Below are 25,597 nucleotides of genomic sequence, written 5' to 3'. Positions count from 1 at the left end.
CGGCTTCCCGATCCACGTTCTTCCGGAGACAAAGATGGCGTTCGAGTTCCAGTTTTCGGCGACCTATTGGGAAGCGCGCGACAAGTTTCTATGCGCCGCGAAGGCCGCCGGTGCCACCATCGGCCACCACCTCAACCCGAACACGGGGCCGGGGGGCGAGGAGGTCTCGACCGACACGGCTTGGCTCGGCCCCGAGGACGCGCCGAAGGTGCTGGTGGTGCTCTCGGCCACCCATGGCGTCGAAGGCTTCTGCGGCTCGGGCTGCCAGATCGACGGGCTCATCTCCGGCGGGTACGGACGGCGGCAGAAGGACATGGCGGTGCTGCTGGTGCATGGCGTCAACTGCCACGGCTTTGCCTGGCTGCGGCGTACGACCGAGGAGAATGTCGATCTCAACCGCAACTGGGTCGACTACGCCGAGGCTTTGCCGGCCAATCCCGGCTATGACGAGCTCGCCCAGGCCTTGGTGCCGCCGTCGCTCTCCGGCCCCGCCTTCGAGACGGCGGAGAATACTATCCAGGCCTGGCGCGAGAAGCATGGCGACATGGCCTATTACGCGGCGGTCGGTCAGGGCCAATACAAGCACAAGACCGGCCTCTTCTACGGCGGCGAGGCGCCGACTTGGGCGAGGCGCACCAGCGAGGCGATCATCCAGCAGCATCTCGGCCGGGCGAAGCATGTGGCGGCGATCGACCTCCATACCGGGCTCGGCCCTTATGGCTATGGCGAGCCCATCTGCGACCACCCGCCCGGCAGCGACGGGACCGCCCGTGCCAAGGCGTGGTTCGGGGAGTCGGTGACCGAACCGGCGCTCGGCACCTCGTCTTCCACGGTCAAGGTCGGCTTGACCCCCCATGGCTGGACGCGGCTCTTGCCGCACGCCGCCTTCACCTATGTGGCACTTGAATACGGCACTTTCCCCAGGACCTTCGTGCGCAAGGCGCTCCGCGAGGACGCCTGGCTGCACGCCCACAGCAACTTTCATGCGCCGGACGCCAAGCGCATCAAGGCGCAAATCCGCCGCGCCTTCTTCCCCGACACCGATGATTGGAAGGAGATGGTGCTGTTCCGCGCGGCGCAGATCACCCGCCAGGCGATCGCCGGTTTGGCGGCAAGCTGAGGGGAGCGCCGGGGAATTATCCCTGGCGCCACGTCGGTTGCGCTGATATATACCGCGGCCATTCCAAGGGCCCTGTTCCCGGGTAGCTCAGCGGTAGAGCAAGCGGCTGTTAACCGCTTGGTCGGGGGTTCGAATCCCTCCCCGGGAGCCACCTTTAGCGAACCTGCGGTCGCGTCGCGATCCATTGCTTGAGATAGAGAGCGACGGATGCTCCGTCAGCTCCTTCATGCTCAGCCCTCCGCTCGAAACGGATTGCTGATGCGAAGCCGGTTATCGAGCACGGCCCCATCCTGAAAATCTTCCGACCAGAGCGTGTCGCAACCGCCGTGCAGCGCCGAGGCGGCGATCATCGCGTCGTAAATCGGGAGCCCGTAGCGCTCGGCGAGGTCAAGTCCGGTCTCGTGGGTTTCGATGGTGATCGGTTGGACCGGCAGAAGGCCGCGGATCGTGGAGAGAAACCCATGGGTTTCCGCCCAGGACATCCTCATCTTGCGACGGGCCACACTGGCAACCTCATTCAGCACCTGGACGCTGATCATGCCGCCGTCGCCGATCAGCTTCTCGGCGCGGTCCGCCTTTTCCGGATCGCCCGATGCGACGTAGAGCAACACGTTGGTGTCGAAGAAATTACCGGGCATTGGCCTCTTCCCGGTCGAACTTGAAGTCGGCGGGAAGTCGCCCGCGGAATGCGCGAAGACGCTTCAACAAGTCTTCTCGTCCGGGCTTACGTGTGACCACGAATTCCCGTGCATCGGCGACGCGAATTTCGATGTCGTCGCCCTCTTTCAGATCCAACACCTCGACGACCGCCGCGGGAAGGCGAACGGCGAGGCTGTTGCCCCATTTCGCGACCTGCATGCGCAGACTCCTTAGATATACTTCAGAAATAATGTATATCCAGCGCCGGGCTCGGTCAAGGGAACGGCGCGGGCGCTTGGACGCGCCCGTACAAACCTGAATGCGAGCCCGGCAAGACTCCGTCATGGCGCGGGAGCATTGGCTATCCGTCAAAGCTGAGCCGTTCTCGATGGGGTGTTTTCAAATCCGGTTCATAGGCTGTTGGTCGAGAGCGGGATGTTCTCCGCCCAGTTCCCAGTTTCATCACTCGTGGCGAGCCAATTTTCGCTTTTGCCGGCACAGCCCCGTCGACCATGGCACTAGCGCTCGGTCGCCGGACTCCGCCAGACATGAATGAGCTAGGCCTCCGGTTGCGATGCGCTTGCGAACTCCTGCAGACCGGCGGGCGGCAGCAGGCTCGCGTTCCAAGATTGGAAATCGGCTTCGCCGCGATGACAGGCTGCCTCGAAGGTGGATTGGCCGTAGAGCTCGTGCCAATTGTCGATGAGGCGTTCGATCTCATTGTCCTCCAGGATCTCGGAGCCACGGAGCGTGGACTTGAGATAGTCGAGGAACCGGATCTTTAGGACGAGGCTCGAGTTGGCCAGGTGATTGACCGCGCCGGTGATGTAGCCCAAGAGATATAGCTTCTGGTCGACGATGCGGCCGAATGCACCGGGCGCAAGCGTGCGCGCCTCGCCGACGAAGCGTTGCAGCGTCGCCACGTTCTCATCGGTCTGCGGATCGAGCTGGCGCCAATCGTGCGAGGGCGGCAGCGCATTCATCGCCGCCTGGGCCGGTCCGGCGGCGGCAATGGCATTAGTGACGTTTTTAAGTATGTTGTCACGCTGCGCCGGCTCGAGGGAGCGCGCGCGCGCATGCATCCAATAGCCGACCCGCTCCAGCATGCCGGAAACGCCGACGCCTTTCGTGAGGAAATCGTCGCCGCCCGCCTCGATGCCTTGCCGCAAGACTGCCAGACGGTCGCTGGAGGTGAAGAAGATGACCGAAACCGCCGAGCCAAGCTGAGCCCGGATGCGTCGGCAGACCTCGACTCCGCCGATCCCCGGCAAATTGATATCGAGGATGACGAGCTTCGGAACATAATGCGCAAGCAAGCTGATGGCACGTTCACCGGTCTGCGCGTTCACCGCCTGATATCCATTGGCGGTCAAGGCATCGACATAGAGCTTCCGCTGCAATGAGTCGTCTTCGACGACCAAGATCAGACCACGGGCCATGCGTCTTTGCCTTCACGAGTCGCTATCGAATCTAGCTCTGCCCTCTCTGGCGGTTCAGCGCGCCACCGCGGGTTGGGCCGTGGCCCCGGTTGCGAGTATGCGCGCCCGGGCGTCAGCAAGCGCTGCGATTGCACGCAACTGCAAGGGGAATGTGCCGGCAACCAACTCCCGCACGTGCTCCCACTCCACGGCCGCGCAGGCAGCCTCGATCTTGCGCCCCCTCTCTACCAGTTCGGAGAGGCCGAGCGCCGCGGAGGCTCCGGCCAGGTCATGCGCCACCCGCCGCAGCTCATCAAGCGCGCCGGCCGAGACCGCCCTTTCAAGAGCATCGACGCGGTCGAGAATCTCATCGGCGAAATCCTCTATCAATTCGACGACACGGGCCGCAGTGAGATACCCGATGAGCCGGTCGATCGCGACCAGGTCAAGCGGGCCGGCGGCCGTCTCGTCATCAGACCGTGTGAGAACATCTGCGGCGATCCCGCGGCGGGACGGTGTATCGCTCGGGCGCGCGCATCTCTCGATCGCTTCGAACAATGCGCTCGGCGCGACCGGCTTCGCCAGATAGTCGGTCATACCGGCAGCGAAGCAACGCTCGACGATGCCCTGCAGCACGTTGGCGGTCATGGCGATGATCGGCACCTCCGCCTTGTGTCCGCCGAGGTCTCGGATCGCCTTGGAGGCTTGAAAACCATCCATTCCCGGCATCTGCACGTCCATGAGCACGAGGTCGTAGTGCATGAAGCGCACAGCCTCCACCGCGTCGCGGCCGTTTTCGGCGGTGTCGACCCGGTGGCCCGCCTTTTCGAGGAGCGGAACTACGACCTTCTGATTGATGCGGTTGTCCTCAGCCAGGAGGATGTGCATCGGGCGCGTCGCAGCCTTGCCCGGCTGGAAGGAGGCGCTCGCTTGCGTTTCTGCCGCCGGTTTGGAATGGCCGAAGGGCACCTTGAACCAGAATTCGCTGCCGGACCCGGGCTCGCTCTCCACCCCGATCTCGCCACCCATCAGCTCCACCAAATGGCGGCTGATACTGAGGCCGAGGCCGGTCCCCCCGAACCGGCGGGCGACGGAGCCATCCACTTGGCTGAACCTTTGAAAGAGACGGTTTTGATCATCAGCCGATATGCCGATCCCGGTGTCAACGATCTTGCAACACAGCACCGCCCTCGAGGCATCCGACGATTCCTGCGTGACGAGCACGCGCACGGAACCCGTCTTGGTGAATTTGATGGCGTTCGTGATCAAGTTGACCATCACCTGGCGCAAACGAAATTGATCGCCATGCGCCCAAGCCGAGACTTCGGGTGCCAGATGCAGGGTGAGCAGCAGGCCCTTCTGGCTTGCCGTCGGCTTCAATAAATCGATGACGCTCCCCATCATGCGATGCAGCGGGAAGTCGGCGTTCTCCAGCTGCAGCTGCCCACTCTCGATCTTGCTGTAATCGAGGATATCGTCGATGATCGCAAGCAGCGAAGCGCCCGATTCCCTGAGCGTCGTCACATAGTCCTGCTGCTCGCGGGAAAGCTCGGTTCCGAGCAGGAGATTGGCCATGCCGATGATGCCGTTCATCGGCGTTCGGATCTCGTGGCTCATATTGGCGAGAAAATCGGACTTCGCCTGGCTTGCGGCCTCTGCCCCTTCCTTCGCCAGCTCGAGTTCCTGCTCCTTCGCCCTGAGCGCGGTCACGTCGCTGTAGAGCGAGACCGAGCCGCCGTCGCTCGTCGGATAGTCGCGGCTCTGGATCCAACGCCCATCGGCAAGTTGATAGATGAGAGGCGCCCCGCCAGGAGCCGTCACCCATTCCACCCTGCGGCGTATCGCTCGCTCCTCATCCTCGAGCACTCCACCCAACTGGTCGCGCCACACCGCCGCCTCCAGGAGTCTGTGGAACTGCATTCCGGGCCGAAGCTGATCGAGCATCGCTGCGAAGAACTCTCGGAACCTCTGATTGAAGAGCAGCAGCTCGCCCTTGGCGTCGAACAGCGCAAAGCCGTCGTTCAGCGCTTCGATGGCATCCCGCGTCAGCGTCTGGGTACGACGAAGGTCATCGGTGCGGGTCTCGATCTGGCCCAGCATCGCATTGAAGCCGTCAACAAGGATCCCGATCTCGTCGTTCGAGGTCTTGATCGAACGAACCGAATAGTCTTGCTCCTGGGAGACGGCCGACATAGTCCGCGCCAGCGACAGAATCGGCTGCGAGATGATGCGCTGCAGGCCGACACAGAGAAGATAAGCAACGACAAGAGATGCGCCCAAGATCATCAGCACCAACGTCTCCGAGCGGCGAATGCTCTGATCGAGCTCTTCCGAGCTCGCTTCCACAAAGACCGTGCCGATCCGTTCGCCGTTGTGCAGGATGGGTCGGTCGACGCTGATCATCTCGTCGCGCGGCCGCCGCGGTCGTGGTTCCGTTGATGCCGCCTCTGCGGACTGCCTGGGATAGCTGGCGAATACCTGCTTGTCGCGAGTATGGATTTGGGCGCCAGAAACCTGCGGCTTGGCGGCGAGGCTTGCCAGGGTCTCCTCAGCCGCAGCGGCATCGCCAAAGGCGATCGCAGCCGTGCTGTTGGCCCCGATGACGTTGGCCAAGGTCGCGAGCTCGGACAGGGCCGCGCTTCGAAAGTAACGCGTCTGATCATTGATGAGGACGAGCGCTGACAGCACGAGGACGACGCCCGTCGTCAGCATGACGATCAGAATCAGCTTGTTGCGTATGGAGAGGTTTCTGATCAGCCTCAGCAGCATCATGCCATCCGATCGCTATCTCTGAATGACGGTCGCCAGGCTCAGCAATTTCGAGCTGAACTTGAGACCGGCGCGAGACGCCGCGTCCATGTTGATCACGAAGGCCACACGGTTGTTGCGCTTGACCAGCGCTATGATGCCGCCCAGCTCTGCGAATCTCGCCTCTTCCCCCACCGTCAAAACCCCATCGGCGCTCAGCTCGCTCAACATGGCCTCAGCTGGCCTTCCGTCGAAATTCTCGATATAGAGGAGGTTGCACTTGTGTGCCTCGGCAGTTGAACCCACTCGGGCTGTCGACAAGGACCTGCCGTTGACGGTTTTTGCTTCTAGAGCTCGCAGCGCTGCGCCCAGTGCGTCCTGCCCGTACACGCACAGGCGGAACGGCGCGTCGTCGTTCGGTTGCAGCTTTTGATGCGGCCATTCGGTAAACGTGATGAAGTTATAGAGGAAGGCGGCCTTCAACGCGTTCTCATCTACACCGGCAGCTTGCGCCCAACCAGAGGTTGGTGGCAGCAAGACGAGCGCAAGCGCTGTCATGCTTATTCCGGCGATGCCTCGTAACCTGGCGTGGCGCATAGGGAGACGGCGCTCAGAACTTCACGAGGGTCTGAAAGAGGACGGCGCGCTCGACCCGGGTCGGCACGACCGGCAGAGTTTCAGAGCCGAATTCCAAATGGGCCGGGCGGATCAGACTCTCGCCGACGATCGCGAGCTCGACATTCGGCACAGGACGCCACCCAAGCCGGAGGTTGAGCTCGACATAGCGGGGAACGCCGAGCGACGGCAGCGCATCGACGTATCGGAGAAAGCTGTCGAAGGAGACGTTCGAGGTTACGTCGATGAGCGAGCGTAGGCCGAATTGATGTCGAGGACTTTGGCCCCGCTGAGCTTCGATCGCGGCGGGCGCGAGGCTGTCAGCATCCCGGCGCAGATCGACCTTGAGGAATGTGTAGGAGCCCTGCAGACGCCACCAATGCCGTGGCTGCCAAGTACTGACCAGCTCTAAGCCGTAGGTGTCGCCGTGAAGCTTGTTTGCGGCGGTCAGCGGAACGACGAAGTGCGGCACTGGCGACAAGACGAGTGTGGGCGCGCCAGGCTCCTCGGAGAGCAAATTGCGGTAGTCGTTATAGAAGCCCGCAAGGTCGAAGGAGAGCGAAGACGTCGCCTGTAGGCGATAGCCGACCTCGTAGGCGGTCAAGGTTTCCGCCCGCAAGGCATGGCTGCCGGAAATGAGCGTTTCTAGTGGCAGCGGCGACGGGTTGCCCGGCGCTCCCGGCGGCAGCACCGAACTGATCAGGCGGACATCCTCTTCGGCGCGCGAGGGCGTGCGCACTGCGCGCGAGACTGCCGTCCATACGCTTTCCGACGCGTTTGGCGTCCAGAGAAGGCGCGCGGTCGGTTGGAATTCGACCGAAGTGTATGTGTTGTACTCGATCTTCGCGCCGCCGGTGAGATAGAACCTGTCCGCAACGATCGTCACTGTGTCCTGACCGAAGGCGCTGAGCAACTGCGCCGTACGGCTCGTCGGTATGAGCGCCAAGGCGGCGCTATTGTTGACGTCGTCATGAGTGACGCGGTAGCCCGCGCCCCACACGACCTCGTGCCGCTCCGCAATCGCCAGCCGATGCTCCAGCTGCACGTCGGCGGTATCTCTCGACTCCGACAATCTGGGATCGGAAAAGCCGGTTCGGTCGTAATAGCTCTGTAGGGTGAAGTCGGAACCTTCCGCCAAGCTATGGTTCCAACGACCAAGGACATGGCCGCCATCGGTATCGGTCTTGCCATTCGTGGTCGAGATGAACGGAGCAGCGAACGAGGGGGTCATGAACGTCTCGCCGAGCCGCCCGCGATACGCGTCGGCATCGAGCGTCCAAGTATCGCGGGTGGCGGTCTCTCCGTCGGAGCGAAGGCCGGCGCGCCCATAACGCCAGCCATCTCGGCCCGGTCCATTGCTAGCTGTGGTGCTGTCGTAGCGATCAAAATATTTGGCGTAGGCTCGGTAGGTGGCGCTGTCGCCAATCGCACCGCCATGGCGGAATGCACCCGAGACGCGCTCGGCCGTCCCCACGGCGACGCTGGCAAGATCGCCTTGCGTCTCCTTGGAGTGCTTGGTGATGACGTTGATGACGCCGTTGACCGCGTTCGCGCCCCAGAGCGCAGCGCCAGGACCGCGAATGATCTCGATGCGCTCGACGTCCTCCATCATCGTATCCTGCCGATCCCAGAATACGCCGGAGAACAACGGCGTGTAGACCGTGCGGCCGTCGATCAGCACCAGCAGCTTGTTGGCGAAGCGGCTCGCGAAGCCGCGCGCGGTGATCGCCCAGGAGTTGGCGTCGATCCTGGCGACTTGGAGTCCCGGCACCATACGCAGCGCCTCGGGGATGCTGGTGGCGCCCGATCGGCGGATATCCTCCTGGGTGAGCACGAAGATGGCGGAGGTAGCGTCACCGAGCTTTTGCGGTCGCTTGGCAGCCGACGTCACTTCGATGTTGAGGAGCTCTTCGAGCGAGAGCTTGGTCAAATCGTCGAAGGATGAATCCTCGGCCCGCGCACAGGGCGTAGCGAGCAGACCCACGCAGAGGAAGGCGACCGCCACGTGGCCGCGAACTGCACAATGGTCACGCATGTCCCCCCCTGGAACGCCTCGGACCGAAGGCGCTGCTCTCGTGCGCTGACTTTGTTTGCACCGCCAATGCTGAAGAAATGACCCAGTCTTCGCCGAAGTGGCGGCGATGGCAACCCATTTGCCGGTGGAAATGCGAGCGATTCCGCTGCAGCGCACCAAGTGTTGCAGTTAACGCTCGGCGCGCAGCCTTAACGTGTGGGCTTAAGCGCGATCCGGATCGCATTCGCGGCAGCGCCGGGCCGGCAGATCAGCGATGCGGCTGGCGCTTTATCTTGGCAGCGGTGTTCGACAGGTTGTCGAAGATGCGGACGATGTCGTCGGTGAGCCGCCACTGGCTGGCGCGTTTCAATCCGGGGTCGTTCGGATAGATCGCGGTCAGCACGCTGTCGACCCGCACACCGTCCGTGGACAATGGTAGCAGTAGTCGATGATAGGCGATCACCGTCCACAGAAATCGAAAATTCACCTCGTCATATCGCCACCGCCGACGCTCAATCACGTTCCTGTAGACACCGTAGAGCGCTTGCCGGAAGGGCCGATAGTATAGCTCCTCCAAATCCTTGCCGCTCGGATCGCGACCCCACAACTCGACCAGCCTGGTGCCGACGAGCCGGTAGCGGATGCGCAAAGGCTCGCTTTCGACAATGTCGGCCAAAAGCGCGTTGCCCAGAAAGTCGGCAAGCTCAGCCGGATTGAGATCGCGTGGCGAGGGGAGACAGCTAGGTCGGCACTTTGCTGCCCAATACGCATGCAGCCGAATCAGCTCGGGATGGCCGATAGCCTCGGCGGCCTGCCCCGCAGGTTCGACCGGGCCGTCAAGCTCGCTCTCCAAAAGCATCGGCTCGGGTCCAACGCCGTCCGGGCCGGTCATGTCGGAGAACTTCCAGACGATCTTGCTCATTCACCGAAACTTGTCGGGCAGGGTAGCCCGGCTAAATGGCGCCGGAACGTTAACGATACGTTAACGGAGCCGGACGCCCGGCCTCGGCCCCCTGGACGGCTCTGCCGTGTGAAAGATTTCATTGTAGGTCGAGGACCAGCGCTGGTCGAGACCGCGATTGGGGACTTCGTGCCTGCAACTTCTTTGAGGACGCATTGATGCTGAGCCAACCGAACGGCGTGTCGGGCGGCGAAGCTGGAGCGAATGAAGAGGCCAGCCTCCGAGCGACCGCCGTGACCGTGGTCAAGCCGTCATGAGGTTATGGATTGGAGTCGGACGGACGCTCCTTCCGCTGCTGAGACGGCGCTGGAACTCCGCCTCTCCAAGGAGGCAGGCCTCGCGAAAGACCGGCACGTCATAGAGCCTGTACCAGCGCTCGATCGCCGCATCGATCTCGCTCTCCGTCATCAGTCGCGCGCCGCCCAGAACTGAGCGCAGGTGTTCGGCGAAACGAAGCTTGGCCTCCAGGCTCGTATTGGCAAAGGCGTTCACAACGCCTGAGGCATATCCCAGCAATGTGAACCTCTCCTTCACGTCCCTCCCGAAGTCCGCAGGAGCTCCGGATCTTGCCTCATCGATGAAGGCGACCATGGAGGCGACCGCGGAAGGGCTGGCTGCCTCTTGGCGGATCGGAGTATGGGTCGGTTGCGGCTCCACAAGCGGATGCGTCGGCTTCACCGTCCCGACAGGCTCCATCGCAGGGTGCGAGGGGCCGGGTGGAGCAGGTTGGATCTCTGCCTCTGGTGCCGCGTCGATCTTGGCGGTGACCTTGCGCAGAATCCCGTTGCGTTCCATCGCGCTCAGGCAACGTCGGTGCATCCAGTAGCCGACGCGCTCGAGATAGGACTTGATGTCAGCGCCCTTGACCATGAAATCGTCGCCGCCGACTTCGATGCACTCGCGCAAGATCTCGAGCTTGTCGACCGCGGTCACGAAGATTATGGGCGCCGTGCCGACATGTTCTCTTCGGATGCGCTTGCAGGTCTCGATTCCGGTGATGCCCGGCAAATTGATGTCGAGGACAAGCAGCCGCGGCGCATGTAGGTCGCAGAGCTTCGGCGCCTCCTCGCCCGAGTTGCAGGCGACTACGGAATACCCCGCCGCTTGCAGCGTGCCCGAGTAGAAGCGTTGTTGCAGCGCATCGTCCTCGATGAGAAGAATGAGACCCGCCGGCATGAATTCGAGGCCGCTACGATTTGGACGCCGGAGTGACTTCCGGCGCGCCGCGAGTGACATAAGCCATTAACTCTCGGTCAGCCGAGGCCATGCTGTCGGCCAGCCGCTTGGCCGCCGCAGAGGCAGTGCTGGGATTCTCCGCAGTGCAGGATTCCTCGATGGCGCGGGCGATCTCCACGATATTGGTCAAGCCAAGGTAAGCCGAGGTTCCTGCAATCGCGTGAGCGACAACGCCGAGTTGCACCAGATTGCCAGAGGTGATCGCGACGCTGATCGCGGCGAGCTGCTCTTCGGCATTGCGGCGAAAGCGTTGAATCAGATCTAGCACGGCATCGCGACCGAGATGCTCGGCGAGCTGCGCCAGCACCGGTGCGTCGGCCGCCTCATGCGGCACGGCAGATTGTCCTGAAAACCGAGCAAGCATCTGCCTCAGCTGATTGGGGATCAATGGCTTCGGCAGGTAACCATTGAAGCCGGCTCCACGGCAACGTTCGTCGATCCCACGCGTGACGTTAGCGCTGAGAGCAATGATCGGTACATGCGCAACATTGCCGTGCTTTTCGCGGACTCTTTTGACGGCGGTGAAGCCATCCATCTCGGGCATGTGCAAGTCCATGAAAACGAGGTCGTACTCCAGCACCTCGAGCGCCATCAGCGCTTCCTCACCCGAGGTAGTGACATTGACGCGGTGCCCGAGTTTCTCCATGAGCTTGCCCGCGACCATCAGATTGGTCGCGTTGTCATCGACGACCAGGATTTGAAGTGATCGCGTCGTTGGTTGGCCGCCCTCGATCGATGCCGCGCCAATCGCATCGTACATCGAGACAAACTGCACCAGGCAGTTATAGAGCGGGGATTGCCGGATTGGCTTCGCCAACATGCCATCGAAGTGGCGAGGCGCGGTTCCGCCCGGCGGCACCAGGAGCACCAAATGCGGCTGGGTCAGGCCCACCTCGCGGCGGATGAGATGGCCGAGTTCCTCTCCATCGACCGCACCGAAGGAGCGATCGATGATTGCGATCCGGAACGGCGTACCGCTGCGTTCCGCGTTGTTGAGCAGAGCCAGTGCGGCTGCGTCGTTGGTCGCGGTCTCGTGCGGCACCTTCCAGGCCTCGAAAGCCTGCCCGATTGCGATCGCGGTCGCCGTATTGCCGGTCGCTACCAGGGTCTTCAACGCTGGCAGGTCTGGATCGATTTCGCTCGCCGCACTGGGGGCGGTCTGCACCGGCAAGACAATCCAAAAGCGGGTGCCGCGACCAGGGAAGCTGTCAAACTCAATGACGCCGCCCATGAGCGTCACGAGTTGACGACAAATTCCGAGTCCTAGCCCGGTTCCACCAAAACGCCGCGTGATGGACGAGTCGGCCTGGGCAAACCTCTCGAAGACCCGGGCGCGGTCCCCTGCTGCGATACCGATACCCGTATCGATCACATCGACGCGAAGCTCGCAGCGATCGGATCCAAGCGCCATCGCCGAAGCTTCGATCCGCACCGATCCCTTCCGCGTAAACTTGACGGCGTTATTCGCCAGATTGAGCAGGATCTGCCGGAGCCGCCCGGGATCACCGATGATACGGCGGGGCAGATCCGAGGGGAGCACCGCCACAATCTCGATCCCCTTGCCGTAGGCCGTCGGCGCGAGAGTTTCTGCCACGCTCTCGATCAGCGGGGCCAGCTCGAAAGCGACCATCTCGAGGTCGATGCGTCCCGACTCGATCTTCGCGAAATCGAGCACGTCGTTGATGATGCCGAGCAGCGCTATGGCCGAGTTGTGGATGGTGCGGACGTAGCCTCTCGGCTCTGCAAGAAGCTGTTCGTCAACCAAGAGCGCGCACATGCCGAGGATGCCGTTGAGCGGCGTGCGGATCTCATGGCTGATGGTAGCGAGGAACTCCGACTTGGCATTGTTGGCGGTATTCGCGTGCTCCATTGCCTGGCGCAGCTCGCTCGTGCGCTCTTCGACCCGGCGCTCGAGCGTCTCTAGCGCAGCCTTCAGCGCCTGGTTCGCTTCATAGAGCGCCAGGCTCTTCTGTTCGAGCAGCGTCTCGGCCTCGATGCGAGCCCGCTTCTCCCGCGCGACCCGCCGGCGTCGCCGGCCCAACTCTTCCTGTGCGCCCTCAGGTGATGTCATCTGTGCCGATCGCTCCATGCCTCCTTGGCCCGATGCCACGGACGCGCTCGATCACCCGGAATGCCTGATCAGAGTGAACCGCGCTTGCACGTCCGCAGAGGGGCGATCTTCGCGGTTGAGCGCAATCGTCTCTCGATAATGATCGATGCAGCCTTCGATCAGGCCGTGGGCGAGGTCGGCGAAGGGGCGCCGCGACTTGTAGTCGAGGACGAGACGCTCGATTCCATGTTGGGTTACAACGAAGTTCGGCAACTCGGCGTCGGGGTAGAGCTTTCGGACTTCCGAATGGACTCGGGTCTCGATCCCGGTGAGGAACTCGAAGGAGTCGGAAATGCCGACAAAGAACCCCGGAAAGGTCTTGACGAAACGGCCAAACAGATAGCGGCCGAATGTTCGGATCAACTCGGCGACCGGCTTGCCCGTGAGCTCGCTCAACGCCGCCACGAGCTGCACCATTTCGCCATGATCGTAGAACCCAACGGAGGTATACGCCCCGCCGGATGGAAGATCGGCGCGACTAATCATGCGGTCGACCATGTCCTCAGGGAAGGTCGCCTCGACCATCTCCAAGAATTCGGTGAATACCACCCCCTTCATGGCACCCCCACCGGCCTTACGCGAAATCTAGCATAGGCCCCCGCAGCGTACTAGGCACCGACGGGCGTCGAACGGAGCGAACTCCGATCCGATCATGCCAACGACAACGCCAACCTGCTCAATGTCGACTGTGAACGGTAGCGGCAGGCGCACCTATTTGGTTAACGACGCGCCAGAAGCGACGTTCATCAGACTGCGTCGCGAGGAATTGATTGTTGCCACGCTTTGAATTGGGCGTCATCGCCATCGTGAAAACTGACTTCGCCTTCGAATGCACCGTGATCGCTGGGGAGGATTTTTACGATGCCGGGTTCATAGATGGAGTCTTTCCAAGTCAGCACCACATCCCGATTGGCGTTGTGATAAAGATATATGAAGGTCTCGATCACCATGGGAACCGACGCATGAAGCTTCGCGCCCGTCCCGTGCACAGGAGCCATTGCTCTCGCACTCGCCCATGGAGCGGATCTCGTGGCAGCGCCAGCGCGATCCACGCTCCGCTGTCGACGAAGGCCGCCTCCCCCACTGCATCAGGGCTCGTCGTGAACGCCATCGTGTTCCATGGAGGACCGCTTTGGCTTCCCGTCCCAGATAGCGACCGGACCTGCGGCCTCAGGCTTGAGCACAACCGTTCGGATTGCCTCGCGGATCAGCTCCGCAACGCTGCGTCCGGACCGGGCCGCCGCTTTGCGCAGCGCATCCAGCTCTTCCTTGCGAAGGTAAACCTGGATCTTTTCCATGCATGTCAGCTTGCTGCCGTGAATAATATACGCGAAATTCCTCAGCCGGTTGTGGGCGTTACCCTGCATTACCCCGGCGCCGACACGGCGACGCGCGCATAAGCGGTCGGTCGGGCATGGATAATGTCGTTTGCGGCTCAGGCCGGACGGTTTAGCCTTTTCTCCTGGGAATCAATTCCGGAGGAGGACTCCCTATGGCTCGACGCAGCCGCCGTTGCTGGTCGCCTCTGCTTGCCCTGACCTGCATCATGGGTGCCACAAGCTACTGGCCCGTATCCACCGCGCGGGCCGAGAGCACGCTCAAAGTCGTCATCCATGCCGAATTGCGAAACCTGGACCCGATCTGGACCACCAGCCTGATCGCGTTCAACTACGGCAACATGGTGCTCGACACGCTGTTTTCGCTCGACACGAACTTGAACGCGCATCCGCAGATGATCGAGACGCACACGGTGAGCCAGGACCAGCTCACTTGGACCTTCACGCTCAGACCGGGACTCAAGTTCAGCGACGGCAAGGTCGTCACCAGCGCCGATGTCGTCGCCTCGTTGAAGCGCTGGGGCCAGCGCGCGCCCGACGGCCGCGTGCTGATGGAGCGGATGGCGAGCCTCGAGACGAAGGACGACAAGACCTTCGCCATGACGCTGAAGAAGGCTTATCCGTTGATGCTGCAGAGCCTCGCCGGTATCGCGACCACTCCCTTCATCTTCCGCGAAGAGGAGGCCAAGACCGACGCCTTCGCCGAGATCAAGGAGTCGATCGGTTCTGGACCGTTCATCTTCATTCGAGAGGAATGGGTGCCTGGCGCTAAGGTGGTCTACCGGAAGAACCCGGGCTATGTGCCGCGCTCGGACCCACCCAACGGATATGCTGGCGGCAAGGCCGCCAAGGTCGACCGTGTCGAGTGGTACAACATCCCAGAGGTAGCCACGCAAGCCTCGGCCCTGATCCGCGGCGAGATGGACATGATCGAGGCGCCAGCCCACGACTTGATTCCGCAGCTAAGGAAGAGCTCCGACATCGTTGTCCGGGTCATCAACCCGCTTGGTCGCCAAGCCGTGCTGCGCCCCAATCATCTGGTGCCGCCATTCAATAACGTGAAGGCGCGCCAAGCCCTCATGCTGGTCGGCAGCCAGCAGGAGTACCTAACGGCTATGGTCGGATCGGACCCGGAGATGCAGAAGGTCTGTCACGCGCCCTTTGTGTGCGGCACCGAGAACGAGAGTCTCGTCGGCGCCGAGCCATACCTCAAGCCCGATCCGGAGAAGGCAAAGCAGCTGATGAAGGAGGCCGGATATGACGGGCGGCCGATCGCGATCATGACGCCGACCGACCTGCCGGTGCTCCACAACATGACAGTCTATACCGCCGACCTGCTCAGGCAGATCGGCCTTAATGCCGACCTGCAGGCGACCGACTGGGCAACGCTGGTGCAGCGGCGCACCGTCAAGGACGATCCGCAGACCAACAAAGGCGGCTGGCACATCTTCCAGACCACCTGGCCCTCTAGCCTGCAATCGCATCCGTTCCTCAACATCTCCGCGGCAACGCCGTGCGACGGCAAGAATTGGTTCGGTTGGGCCTGCGACGAGTCGATGGAGAAGATGCGCATCGATTTCCTCGACGCCGCGACGCCTCAGCAACGCAAGACGGCGCTGGAAGCCTTCCAGCGCAAATTCTTCGAGGTTCTCCCCTACCGGGTCCTCGGCCAGATGCTGAATCCGATCGCCTATCGCAAGAACGTCGAGGGCGTGCTCGATGCGCCCGAGCTCGTCTACTGGAATATCGTCAGGAATTAGCCTCACTTATGCCCCGATCCGCGAGCGCGACGCGCTCGCGGATCCCCCGGAAGCTAATCTTCTTCGTGCCAAACTGAACCCTGTTGGTGAGGCGCAGCACGATGCGGGCGCGGGCGCAGCAGCCAGGCTCCGAAGCGCTGGAGGAAGCGCATCGGCGCCGACGCCGCCCGGCGCAGTCCCAAGGGCGAACCCAGCGCATTCGCGGCATGCGATACGTGTATTCGTGTCATGTCGCTCTCCGTTGTTTGAGCTGGAGATGCGACAGCGTCAGCCAAGTAAAAAGGCCCGGTCGATCTCCGGCGGGGCCTGTCTTATGCATATGCCGCGAAACTCAGCGCGTCATCAGCCTCGATGGCCCCCCGATGTGGGTCTGGAGAACAATGCTCCAGCGATGTTGGGTGGCCATGGACATAGGAATGGTCCTGCAGAGCTTGGTGCCAATACGCCTGCGATCGAACCTAGCCACGCGGGCACGCGCTGTAAAGCGGCGGTTTGGCCACGGCCGCTTCAACGGTGCGATCGCTCGTCTAAAGCTTCAGCATCTAACGGCTCAGTGGGACCGGCTCCGTCCAGTTCGCAGTTTCATCACCCGTGGCGAGCCACTCTCGATCGACATACGATGGACCGTGCGCGGCCATATGGATCGTCCGTCGTCGCCCGCGCTTTGTATCAACGCTGAGGCGCTTCCCGGACTCGGAACGTCTCAGATCCTCGGCAGGTGACCGCCATGGCAGACGATAAGGGCTTCACTTCAGGCCTTCCCAGCGAGCTGATCCGGCGCGCCGTCTATCGGCGCGACACGCTGGCGGTCTTCGATCGGCTCGATGCCAAGCGCACGGCTGTCTGTGTCTTGAACATGCAGAATGCATGGCTAGCCGACGGCGCGCCCTTCGACAGAGCCGGTGCGGCCAGCGCTATTTTGCCCAAGGTCAATCACCTCGTCTCGCATCTCCGCGGTCTGGGCGCGGCGATCTTCTGGTTCCAGCACACCGCCGGCGCGCCGGGGACACCGGAGTATTGGGGTACATATTTTGACAACTTCATCGCCGAGGATAAACGCCGAACGGCGGTGGCGGCGCTAACGGCGGGCACCCCGTTTCAGGCGCTGAGCGACCGCCTCGATCGCCGGCCAAGCGACATCGTATTGCCGAAATACCGTTTCAGCGCCTTCATGAAGAACCCCCACGACCTGGAAACCCTCCTCCGCGACAAGGGCATCGATACGGTCGTGGTGGCAGGTACGGCCACCAATGTCTGCTGCGAGTCCACCATTCGCGATGCGATGATGCGCGGCTTTCGCACCTTCATGCCCCATGACAGTGTGGCGGCGCCGACGGAAGATGCGCACCTCGCCGGATTGCGCAGCATCATGCAGACCTTCGCCGATGTCCGGCCGGTCGAGGAAATCCTGCAGCTGGCGACCTAGTACCTGATCGCGCAAATTCGTGAGTCGTAGTCGACTCACGAATTTGCACGTGAATCAGGTACTTGCCCAAAACGATTTGTACCGACTTTCTACGAAAGTCGGTACTAGGTGCCGCTCAGGGCAGTCGATTACCTGCGGCGATTCCCGCGTCTCAGTCCGGTAACAGCAGGTCCTGATACCGGCGCAGGAAAGCGGCGCCGAGCGGCATTCCTGCCTCGCTCGACATTGAAACGCGTTTCGCGGCTCCGGACCAGCTGCCCGCCCGAAAGGCATCGAGGTAGCGCTGACGCAGGGACTGGTCCAATTCGGTCTCGCTGAAGGAGCCTGCGACCCGCGCCAGCATCTCCTTGGTCGCCGCCTCGATCTCCTCCGGTGTGTTGTCCTCGTAGACGAGACCAGCCGAGGCGAGCCCATCGTCGCTGAAGAACGCCAGCATCGAAGGATCTTGGGCGACGAGCGCCAGGTAGTCGGCCAACCGCACCGGCGCCCCGCCGTTGCGGTGCCGCAGTTTCTTCGAAATGTAGATCGTCTGAGCACCGAATGGGCAAAAGCCCGGCGGCACGGCATTCACGTAAAGGCAGGGCATGTTGAAGAGCCGTCCGGCATCGCCGGGCCCGGCGGGCGTGCCGAGGAAAAAGCGGCAATGCGCCAGCAGAAAGAGATCGAGCAGATCGCTGCGGCCGCTCGCCGCATAATCTATGACGCGCTCATGCTGCAACGGTAATGGCCGCGCGACATCCTTGCCGATGCGGAAGACCCAGCCGCCGGCTGCAATGATCGCCTGGATCGCCGGCACGAAAGTGGCGATGTCGGCGTTGCGAAAATCGGTGGTGGCGAGGCGGGCGCCGCTGAAGACGTTTTGCGAATAGCTGATGTCGCGGGCATAGATGCACACGAACCAATCTTGCTTGGGATTGAGCCCGTTGGCCTCGAGATAGGCTTGGCCCTCGGCGAGCTCTTCGGCGCTGAAGGTGAGCGGCGGGCGCGTACGTGCATTGAACCCCACGTCGAATTCCATGAGCCGGACCACCCCCTCCGGCAGCATGTAGCGGGGTGCCAGGACCTCGAGCGCGGCGTAGTAGAGGAGATCATCCTCGACCAGCGAGGTCGCCCGCTGAATCAAGCGTGTCAGCTGCCGGTTGGCTGGGCGGTTGCCGGAGAGCAGGATGCATAGGAATTCCCGCGGCACGGAGCCTGCTTGGATGTGCCGCAGCAGCAGATCGGCCTCGACCGCGATGATCCCGAACGAGGGATGCACGAGCAGACGAAACAACACCGCAGTGCGGCCCTGGCGCCGCATCACGGCATTGAGCATGGCCTTCGCCCGCGCGTGATCAACGTCCATGGAAAGGGCAATGCAGAACGCGGTCACGGCCTCCGGGATTCGATTCGCGCGGAAGTAGGTCTCGCCGAGGGCGGTGAAGCGGTTGGGCGCGTCGGTTCCCAGATCCAAGGCCGCATGATCCCGGAGGCCCACGTCGGCGATCCGCGCCAGCGCGCCTGGAACTTGGTCGGCCATGCGCTCGAAATGCATGCGCGCTTCCGCGACCGCGGCTCTGGCTTCGGCAAGCAAGCCAAGGCCGAGATGCGCCTGGCCGAGCTTGGGTACCACGGAAAGCGCTCTCCGGTAGAGACGATCGGCTGCATCGATCGCGTGGAGCCGACGCAGCAGGTGGCCAAGGCGCGCTATCGCGTCGGCGTCATCCGGGGCGAGCGCCAGCGCCCGCCGCCGACTCGCAATCGCAGTTGGCAGGTTGCCGCTCATCTCGCGGAGGGATGCGAGCTCCAAGTGGTAGGCGCTCGCTTCCGGTCGGCAGGCGACGGCGCGCCCGATAAGCGCCCGGGTGAGAACGAGATTGCCGAGGTCGCTGGCGATCCGTCCGAGACGGAACAGGCATTCTCCCTGGTCCGGTTGCCGCAGCAGCGCCTTTCGGTAATGCCGGGCGGCACCCGGACGATCACCGGCCGCGTCCGCCGCTGCTGCCTCGGCCGCACTCGCCTCGCCTGCGGCCTCTTTCTTCATTTCCATGATCCGCTTGGCTCCGACCTTCGCATGCTGACGACTCTGCCGAGCCCGATCCCCGCCGACGTCAGGAGCTCGGCCCGGCCAGGGCTCACGCTGCCGAGGGCTGGCCGATCTTGTTCTGGTTGTAGCGCATGATGCGCCCATGCGGGCCATTGCGGTCATTCTCGAGCTGATAGCAGTCCCCGGGCGGGCCGCGGCGGTTGTCGGTCACCAGCGCGATCTCGGCAAGGTCTTCTTGGGTCAGCGCGAAGTCGCAAATCTTCAGGTTCTGCGCGAGATGACGGGTCGAGGTGGCGCCGACGATGCACCCGACGACGCCCGGGCGACCCAGCGTCCAGCGCACGGCCACCTCGCCGACGCCCACACCGTGGCGTTGGCCAACCTTCTTCAGCGCCCGTAGCAACTGCTGGAACAGCGCCCAGCCGCCGAATTCATCGATGATCAGCTTGTATTTCGTCAACGACCGGTTTTCGAACGGCCCCGTCGGCTCCGGTGCGTCGAGCCAGGCTTCGGAAAAGAAGCCGCCGAGAAGATGACCATAGGTCAGGAGCCCGATGCCGCGCTCGCGGCAAAAGTCCGCCATTTTCCAGTCGGGCCGCCGATCGACGAGGGAGTATTGCAGCTGGTGGGCCGCGAACGGGACGCCCGCATCCACGAGCTCCGCGAACTGATCGGTGTTGAAGTTGGTCACGCCGAGGCGCGCGATCTTGCCCTGGCGCAGGAGATCATTGAGCGCGACGGCGGTATCGACGGCGCCGGGGACCGACCAATCCCACCAGAAATACTGCACGAGATCGAGCCGCTCGAGCCCAAGCCGCTGCAGTGAGCGATCGATGATCCGCCCGACATACGCACGGTTCACGGTGGGCAAATCCGCCAAATCCGGCACGAACTTGGTATGCACCTGCAGACTCTTGGCGAGGCTTGGATACTGCTTGCGAAAATCACCGATGAGCTCTTCGACGCCGACATAGTGGTCGGCGCAGTCGAAGCTGGTGATCCCCGCTTCGACGAAGGCGGCCATGTCCTTGATCGCCTGATCGCGATCGATCCGCCCATGGCCGCCGGCGAGATGCCAACCGCCCTTCAAAAGGCGCGAGATCGAATAGCCCGGCGCCAGCAGGGCGCGCTCGATGGTCACATTCACCTCCTCACATCCAACTACGCCCGGCCTCGCTTTCGCCGCGCAGGACCGCGTCCGGCAGGGGACCGTAGCGTCGGCAGCGGAACAGCGGTGACTTCGGCATGGCGGAATCGCCGCTTGCCCAATCGGCTGATGCGAAACCGTGTCGGACAGTTCGGATCGGGACAGGCGATCTCCGCATCCGTGGTCATCCAGTCATTCGCCTCGGTCGGACGCTGCTTGGCCGGCAGCAACGGCAGCAGTGCGGCCAGGGTGTACAGGCTGAACGGCATGCCGGGCTGAAAAAGCAGGAGCTCGCCCCTGACCTCGAACCAATCCCCCGGACGGCTGTTGCAATAGATCTTGGCACCGGGCGGTGCCAGCACCTCGACCCTGAGGTCGTAGAGCTCGAATCCGTCATCAGGCCGGCGCATGGGGGTCCGTCGCTGGGGTCGCCCGCGGCTTCGCTTCGATTGCATCGGCGTGTCCTGCCCTCAGGCCGTTGACACATCGCTCTACCCTGACTACGCTAAATTCGATCTTCGATCAAAGATTTTATATCAGGATTGACGATGCGGGAACTCGGCGTCGTCCCCATCGAACGGGACACGGTGCAACGCCGGGTGCATGCAGTACTCCGCGACCGTCTGATGAGCGGCGCCTTCGAGCCCGGCCAGGTGCTGAAGGTCGCCGAGCTGGCGAAGGCCTTCGGCACCAGCGCCATGCCGGTGAGAGAGGCGCTCAGCCGCCTGGTCGCCGAGCGGGCCCTGGAATCCCTGCCCAACCGCTCGGCGCGGGTTCCCAACCTGTCGCCGACCCGGCTTCGCGATCTCCGCAATGTGCGCCGAGCGATCGAAGGCATGGCAACGGCGTTGGCCGTGCCGCGGGCGACGGCAGATGATCTCGACACGCTCGGCTCCATCCTCGAGGCCGAACGCGACGCCGATGCCAAGGACCGCATCGAAGCCAGCGTCCAGAAGAACTGGCAGTTCCACTTCACCATCTATGGCTTGTCGGGCTCTGCGGTGCTGCTGCCGATCATCGACAGCCTGTGGCTTCAGTTCGGGCCGTATCTCCGGCGCGCGGCCATGCTGTTCGACAACCGTACCGGCGAAGCCACCGCCTACCACCAGAAAATTCTGGCTGCCATGGCGCGCGGCGATGCGACAGCGGCACGCGACGGTGTCGAAGCCGACATCGGCCGTTCGTTCGACCTGCTTCTGGCGACGGCCGAACCGGAGCCAAACGCGCCCGTGGACATATCTCCAGCGCCAATCAAGGCGATGCCATTCGGGCGGGCGTGACGCGGGGAGGACTTTGGGAGGAGGTGAGGATCACCCCCTCCCCGACCCTCCCCGGGCAATCTTCGGACCAGGCGGACGAGCAAAAAGCGATGACGATCTCAGTGAACGGCACCATTCCCGACGGGACCATCGAGGTGGTCGAGGCGACCGACCCCGGCAACATCAGGCTTCGGCTCGTCCGCGATCAGGACTCGCCGCATTTCGGCCGCTACCATTTCAGGGCCATCGGCGTCCGCGGTGTCGACTGCACCTTTCACCTGACGAATGCCGGCGAGACGCTCGCCAACCGGTTGGCGAGCCACCGCGACCTCGAGAACCGCTGGACCAATACCGGCGCCGTCGCCTCCTACGACCGGCGCCGTTGGTTTCGGGTGCCGGGACGTTTCGACGGCCAAGCCTTCATCTTTCGCCACCGGCCGGACTTCGACGTCTGCTACTACGCCTCCTGGGCGCCCTACTCCTTGGAGCGGATGCACGATTTGACCGCCCGCGCGCAGCTCTCGCCCCGGGTCCGCTTGGCCTCGATCGGCCGCACCGTCAACGGCGCCGACATCGATATGCTGACCGTCGGAACGGCCGGGCCCGACAAGAAGAATGTGTGGATCATCGCCTTCCAGCACACCTCGGAAACCCAGAGCGGCTATTTCCTCGAGGGCTTCCTCGAGCGCATGCTGGACCTGCATGACCCGATCGTGCGCCGGCTTCTGGACGAGGCGGTGTTCCATGTCGTGCCCAACATGAATCCCGATGGCTTGCAGCAAGTTCGCTTCCGCACCAACGCGCTCGGCGTCAATCTCAACCGCGAATGGGCCGCCCCCAGCCTCGAGCGCAGCCCGGAGGTCTTCCATGTGCGCAACCGCATGGAGGCGATCGGCGTCGATTTCTGCCTCGATTGCCACGCCGACGCGGAGCTGCGCTGCAATTTCCTCGGCGGACCGCTGGAAATTCCGTCGAGGTCCGAGCGCCTCAAGGGCCTATTCAACCAATTCGAGCGCGCCTGGGCCGCGGCGTCGCCGGACTATGAGCTGGGCCATCCCTATCCCGGCGGCTCGCCGGAGAAGGCCGATCTCAGCATGGCCTGGAATTGGATCGCAGAGCGGTTCAACTGCCTTTCGATGTTGCTGGAGCAGCCCTTCAAGGATACCTCGTGGTGGCAGGATGCGGTGCAGGGCTGGTCGCCGGAACGCTCGACGCGGTTCGGCGCGACACTGCCAGCGGCCATTTACGGCGTGGTCCACTCATTGCGCTGACGACGAGCGGACCCTGCCCCGATGCGACCATTTGGGAGACTCACGATGCTGAAGAGACTCGTTGTCATCTCCGCCTTGTGGATCGCCATGCTGGCCCCGAGCCTCGCCCCGGCGCAGCAGGCCAAGAACGCCTTGACCTGGGGGTTCACCAACGACATCGAGACCCTCGATCCCTACGGCACCTCGAAGCGATCCTCGCAGCTGGTGATCCGCAATGTGCTCGAGCACCTGCTCTATCGCGATCCGACCTCGGGCCAGGCGAAGCCGGCGCTCGCCACCGCCTGGACGTGGATCGACGACAAGACTATCGAGTTCACGCTCCGCCAGGGTGTGGGCTTCCATGACCGTCAGCCCTTCGATGCCGACGACGTCGTCTACACCGTCCAGCACATCAAGAATCCGGCGGCTCAGATCGCCTTCGGCCAGGCCGATTACGGCTTCATCAACCGCGCCGAGAAGATCGGCCCCTACACGGTCCACCTGATCCTGAACGCGCCGACGCCCTCGGCCATCGACCGGCTGACGCAAACCCTGTTCATCCTGCCCCATGCCGCCCATGCGCAGATGGGCGCGCAGGCCTTCGCCAAGAGTCCGATCGGCACCGGTCCTTACATGGTGACCGCATTCGAGGCGGGCCGCAGCGTCGAGCTCACGCGGCATGACGGCTACTATGCGGCGGGCTGGGGGAAACCCAGGCTCGACAAGATCACCGTCACCTCGATCCCGGATTCGCAGACGCAGATCGCCGAGCTCACCAGTGGGCGCGTGGATTTCCTGTGGAGCATCAGCGCCGACCAGAAGCAGCAACTTCAAGGTGCCGCCGGCGTCACCACCCTTGCCGGCGGGTCGACCAGCATCAGCTTCCTGTCGCTCGATGCCGCCGGCCGCAGCGGGCCCAATCCGATGCAGGACAAGAATGTGCGGCTCGCCATCACGCATGCGATCGACCGGGCCGCGATCAGCCAGGTGCTGCGCGGCGGCAGCAGCGTGGTGCTCGACGTCCCTTGCCATCCCCTGCAATTCGGCTGTCCGGCGGCCATCGTGACCTACGGCCACGATCCGAAGAAGGCGAAGGACCTGATGAAGGCATCGGGCTATCCCAATGGCTTCGAGACGTCGATCTCGGCCTTCACCGATAGCGGGCCGGTGGCCGAGGCGATCATCGGCGATCTGCGCGAGATCGGCATTCGGGCCAAGCTCGACTACCGCGAGACCTCCGCGTGGATCAAGGATTTCTTCGGTGGCAAGCTGACCGCCGCGGTGGTGCCCTGGCCCTCGAACGGCGTCTACGATGTCTCGGCACTGGTGCCGCTGTTCTTCATGAGCGACCAGGGCGACTATGCGCGCGACGAGGAGATTGCCGGCTGGTTCAAGCAGGCGGGCTCGATCGTCGATGCGGCCGAGCGCGCGCGCCTCTATAAGCTCGGCTTCGACAAGATCGAGCGCGAGGCGCTGGTCGTGCCGCTGATGACCAACGTCACCAACTACGGCTTCCGCGCCGGCCTCGACTTCGTCACGCCGGGCGACGGCTACCCGCTGATGTATATGACCGGTTGGAAGCAGTGAGGCGCCTGCATAGCAGCACCTCTCGATGGTCGACTACATCGTCCGCAAGATCTGGGAGAGCCTGCTCGTCTGCATAACGGTGTCGATCGCCACCTTTGCGCTCATTCATTGGACCGGCGATCTGGCGATGTCGATCGGCGGGATGGAGGCCAGCCGCGAGGAGGTCGAGCGCATTCGAGCCTTCTACGGATTCGACCGGAGCCTCATCGCCCAATATCTCGGCTGGGCCGGCCGGGTGGTGCTGGGCGACTTCGGCGCCTCGTTCTTCTCGCACGAAGACGTGTTCCGGATGATTGTCGGCAGGCTGCCGGTCACCGTCATTCTCGCCGTTGCGTCCCTGTCGCTGGCCCTCATCGCGGCCGTGCCGCTGGGCGTGCTGGCCGCCAACCGCACGGGGTCGTTCACCGACCGGGTATGCCTTGCCGTCGGCGTTCTCGGCCAAGCGATGCCCTCCTACTGGTCGGCGTTGCTGCTCATCCTCTTGTTCGGCGTGAAGCTGCAGATCCTGCCCATATCCGGAACCGATAGCTGGCGAAATTTCGTTCTGCCCAGCCTGGCGCTCGCCTGGTTCGTCATGCCGGTGCTCATGCGGCTCACCCGCGCCGGGATGATCGAGGCGCTGGGATCGGACTACATCCGCACCGCACGGGCGAAGGGCTTGCCGTCGCGCGTCGTCCTCTTCAAGCACGCTCTCCGCAATGCCATCCTTCCGGTCGTGTCGGTCGCCATGGTGCAATTCGGGTTCCTGCTCGGCGGCTCGATCGTGATCGAGAGCGTGTTCGCCCTGAACGGCATCGGGCTCTTGGCCTGGAACGCCATCCAGCGCTCGGACTTTCCCGTGACCCAGGCGATCGTCATGATCGTCGCGGCCTTGTTCGTGCTCCTCAATCTGCTGGCGGATCTGTTGAACGGCCTCTTGGATCCACGCATTCGCATGACCTGAG

At 63.2% G+C, this 25,597-nt stretch carries 22 protein-coding genes and 1 tRNA gene; 8 read left to right on the top strand and 15 right to left on the bottom strand.

Annotation, left to right across the window (positions count from 1 at the left end):
- Positions 1 to 34: 34 nt before the first annotated feature.
- Together HY058_06850 and HY058_06845 are read left to right on the top strand one after the other, a co-directional pair.
- Positions 35 to 1,120 carry a DUF2817 domain-containing protein gene (locus tag HY058_06850; protein ID MBI3497003.1) on the top strand — a complete coding sequence of 362 codons (1,086 nt, stop codon included), beginning with the start codon at positions 35 to 37 and terminating at the stop codon, positions 1,118 to 1,120.
- Between the two features lie 76 nt (positions 1,121 to 1,196).
- A tRNA-Asn gene (locus HY058_06845) sits at positions 1,197 to 1,271 on the top strand.
- 79 nt (positions 1,272 to 1,350) lie between these two features.
- Here HY058_06845 and HY058_06840 read toward each other — a convergent pair.
- From HY058_06840 to HY058_06785, 12 genes are all read right to left on the bottom strand, one after another.
- The gene (locus tag HY058_06840) at positions 1,351 to 1,758 is read right to left on the bottom strand and encodes a PIN domain-containing protein (protein MBI3497002.1); all 408 of its coding nucleotides are present in this window, start codon (positions 1,756 to 1,758) and stop codon (positions 1,351 to 1,353) included.
- Entirely contained in the window at positions 1,748 to 1,978 is a 231-nt protein-coding gene (locus tag HY058_06835) for an AbrB/MazE/SpoVT family DNA-binding domain-containing protein (protein ID MBI3497001.1), read from the bottom strand. Before HY058_06835 ends, HY058_06840 begins: the two co-directional genes overlap by 11 nt.
- Positions 1,979 to 2,316: 338 nt before the next feature.
- Positions 2,317 to 3,198: a response regulator gene (locus tag HY058_06830; GenBank protein MBI3497000.1), complete on the bottom strand. Its 882-nt coding sequence runs from the start codon at positions 3,196 to 3,198 to the stop codon at positions 2,317 to 2,319.
- Between the two features lie 54 nt (positions 3,199 to 3,252).
- A complete protein-coding gene (locus HY058_06825) occupies positions 3,253 to 5,946 on the bottom strand; it encodes a response regulator (protein MBI3496999.1) in 2,694 nt (897 codons plus the stop codon).
- A 15-nt stretch (positions 5,947 to 5,961) separates the two neighbouring features.
- Positions 5,962 to 6,483 (bottom strand): YfiR family protein, encoded by a 522-nt coding sequence (locus tag HY058_06820; GenBank protein MBI3496998.1) that lies wholly within the window; start codon positions 6,481 to 6,483, stop codon positions 5,962 to 5,964.
- Positions 6,484 to 6,535: 52 nt separating this feature from the next.
- Positions 6,536 to 8,575, bottom strand: coding sequence for a TonB-dependent receptor plug domain-containing protein (locus tag HY058_06815; GenBank protein ID MBI3496997.1), 2,040 nt, complete (start codon positions 8,573 to 8,575; stop codon positions 6,536 to 6,538).
- A 247-nt stretch (positions 8,576 to 8,822) separates the two neighbouring features.
- Positions 8,823 to 9,476, bottom strand: coding sequence for a PAS domain-containing protein (locus tag HY058_06810; GenBank protein MBI3496996.1), 654 nt, complete (start codon positions 9,474 to 9,476; stop codon positions 8,823 to 8,825).
- Positions 9,477 to 9,758: 282 nt separating this feature from the next.
- On the bottom strand, positions 9,759 to 10,691 hold the full coding sequence (locus tag HY058_06805) for a response regulator (GenBank protein ID MBI3496995.1): 933 nt from the start codon (positions 10,689 to 10,691) through the stop codon (positions 9,759 to 9,761).
- Positions 10,692 to 10,704: 13 nt separating this feature from the next.
- Positions 10,705 to 12,840: a response regulator gene (locus HY058_06800; protein ID MBI3496994.1), complete on the bottom strand. Its 2,136-nt coding sequence runs from the start codon at positions 12,838 to 12,840 to the stop codon at positions 10,705 to 10,707.
- Between the two features lie 33 nt (positions 12,841 to 12,873).
- On the bottom strand, positions 12,874 to 13,419 hold the full coding sequence (locus HY058_06795; GenBank protein MBI3496993.1) for a heme NO-binding domain-containing protein: 546 nt from the start codon (positions 13,417 to 13,419) through the stop codon (positions 12,874 to 12,876).
- Positions 13,420 to 13,607: 188 nt separating this feature from the next.
- A complete protein-coding gene (locus HY058_06790; protein MBI3496992.1) occupies positions 13,608 to 13,811 on the bottom strand; it encodes a hypothetical protein in 204 nt (67 codons plus the stop codon).
- A 138-nt stretch (positions 13,812 to 13,949) separates the two neighbouring features.
- A complete protein-coding gene (locus HY058_06785) occupies positions 13,950 to 14,228 on the bottom strand; it encodes a CopG family transcriptional regulator (GenBank protein ID MBI3496991.1) in 279 nt (92 codons plus the stop codon).
- 125 nt (positions 14,229 to 14,353) lie between these two features.
- Between HY058_06785 and HY058_06780 the strand changes: the two genes are divergently transcribed.
- Positions 14,354 to 15,958, top strand: coding sequence for an ABC transporter substrate-binding protein (locus HY058_06780; GenBank protein MBI3496990.1), 1,605 nt, complete (start codon positions 14,354 to 14,356; stop codon positions 15,956 to 15,958).
- Between the two features lie 727 nt (positions 15,959 to 16,685).
- Positions 16,686 to 17,384, top strand: a complete 699-nt coding sequence (locus HY058_06775) for a cysteine hydrolase (GenBank protein MBI3496989.1) — start codon at positions 16,686 to 16,688, stop codon at positions 17,382 to 17,384.
- Positions 17,385 to 17,535: 151 nt separating this feature from the next.
- On the opposite strand, the gene HY058_06770 is transcribed toward HY058_06775, so the two are convergent.
- The 3 genes from HY058_06770 to HY058_06760 form a co-directional block, all read right to left on the bottom strand.
- A complete protein-coding gene (locus tag HY058_06770) occupies positions 17,536 to 19,413 on the bottom strand; it encodes a TIGR04372 family glycosyltransferase (protein MBI3496988.1) in 1,878 nt (625 codons plus the stop codon).
- 85 nt (positions 19,414 to 19,498) lie between these two features.
- Positions 19,499 to 20,545, bottom strand: coding sequence for an aldo/keto reductase (locus HY058_06765; GenBank protein ID MBI3496987.1), 1,047 nt, complete (start codon positions 20,543 to 20,545; stop codon positions 19,499 to 19,501).
- Between the two features lie 26 nt (positions 20,546 to 20,571).
- Positions 20,572 to 20,967 (bottom strand): TIGR04076 family protein, encoded by a 396-nt coding sequence (locus HY058_06760; GenBank protein ID MBI3496986.1) that lies wholly within the window; start codon positions 20,965 to 20,967, stop codon positions 20,572 to 20,574.
- A 138-nt stretch (positions 20,968 to 21,105) separates the two neighbouring features.
- Here HY058_06760 and HY058_06755 point away from each other — a divergent pair, with 138 nt between their 5' ends.
- From HY058_06755 to HY058_06740, 4 genes are all read left to right on the top strand, one after another.
- Positions 21,106 to 21,837, top strand: coding sequence for a GntR family transcriptional regulator (locus HY058_06755; GenBank protein MBI3496985.1), 732 nt, complete (start codon positions 21,106 to 21,108; stop codon positions 21,835 to 21,837).
- Between the two features lie 89 nt (positions 21,838 to 21,926).
- Entirely contained in the window at positions 21,927 to 23,087 is a 1,161-nt protein-coding gene (locus HY058_06750) for a carboxypeptidase family protein (GenBank protein ID MBI3496984.1), read from the top strand.
- Positions 23,088 to 23,132: 45 nt separating this feature from the next.
- A complete protein-coding gene (locus tag HY058_06745) occupies positions 23,133 to 24,653 on the top strand; it encodes a hypothetical protein (protein MBI3496983.1) in 1,521 nt (506 codons plus the stop codon).
- A 25-nt stretch (positions 24,654 to 24,678) separates the two neighbouring features.
- Positions 24,679 to 25,596, top strand: a complete 918-nt coding sequence (locus tag HY058_06740) for an ABC transporter permease (protein ID MBI3496982.1) — start codon at positions 24,679 to 24,681, stop codon at positions 25,594 to 25,596.
- Position 25,597: the final 1 nt, after the last annotated feature.

The sequence above is a fragment of the Pseudomonadota bacterium genome (assembly GCA_016195085.1).
Classification (GTDB): Bacteria; Pseudomonadota; Alphaproteobacteria; order SHVZ01; family SHVZ01; genus JACQAG01.
Note: the sequence above shows the minus strand (reverse complement) of the source record. Positions and strands in the feature narration are given on the sequence as shown.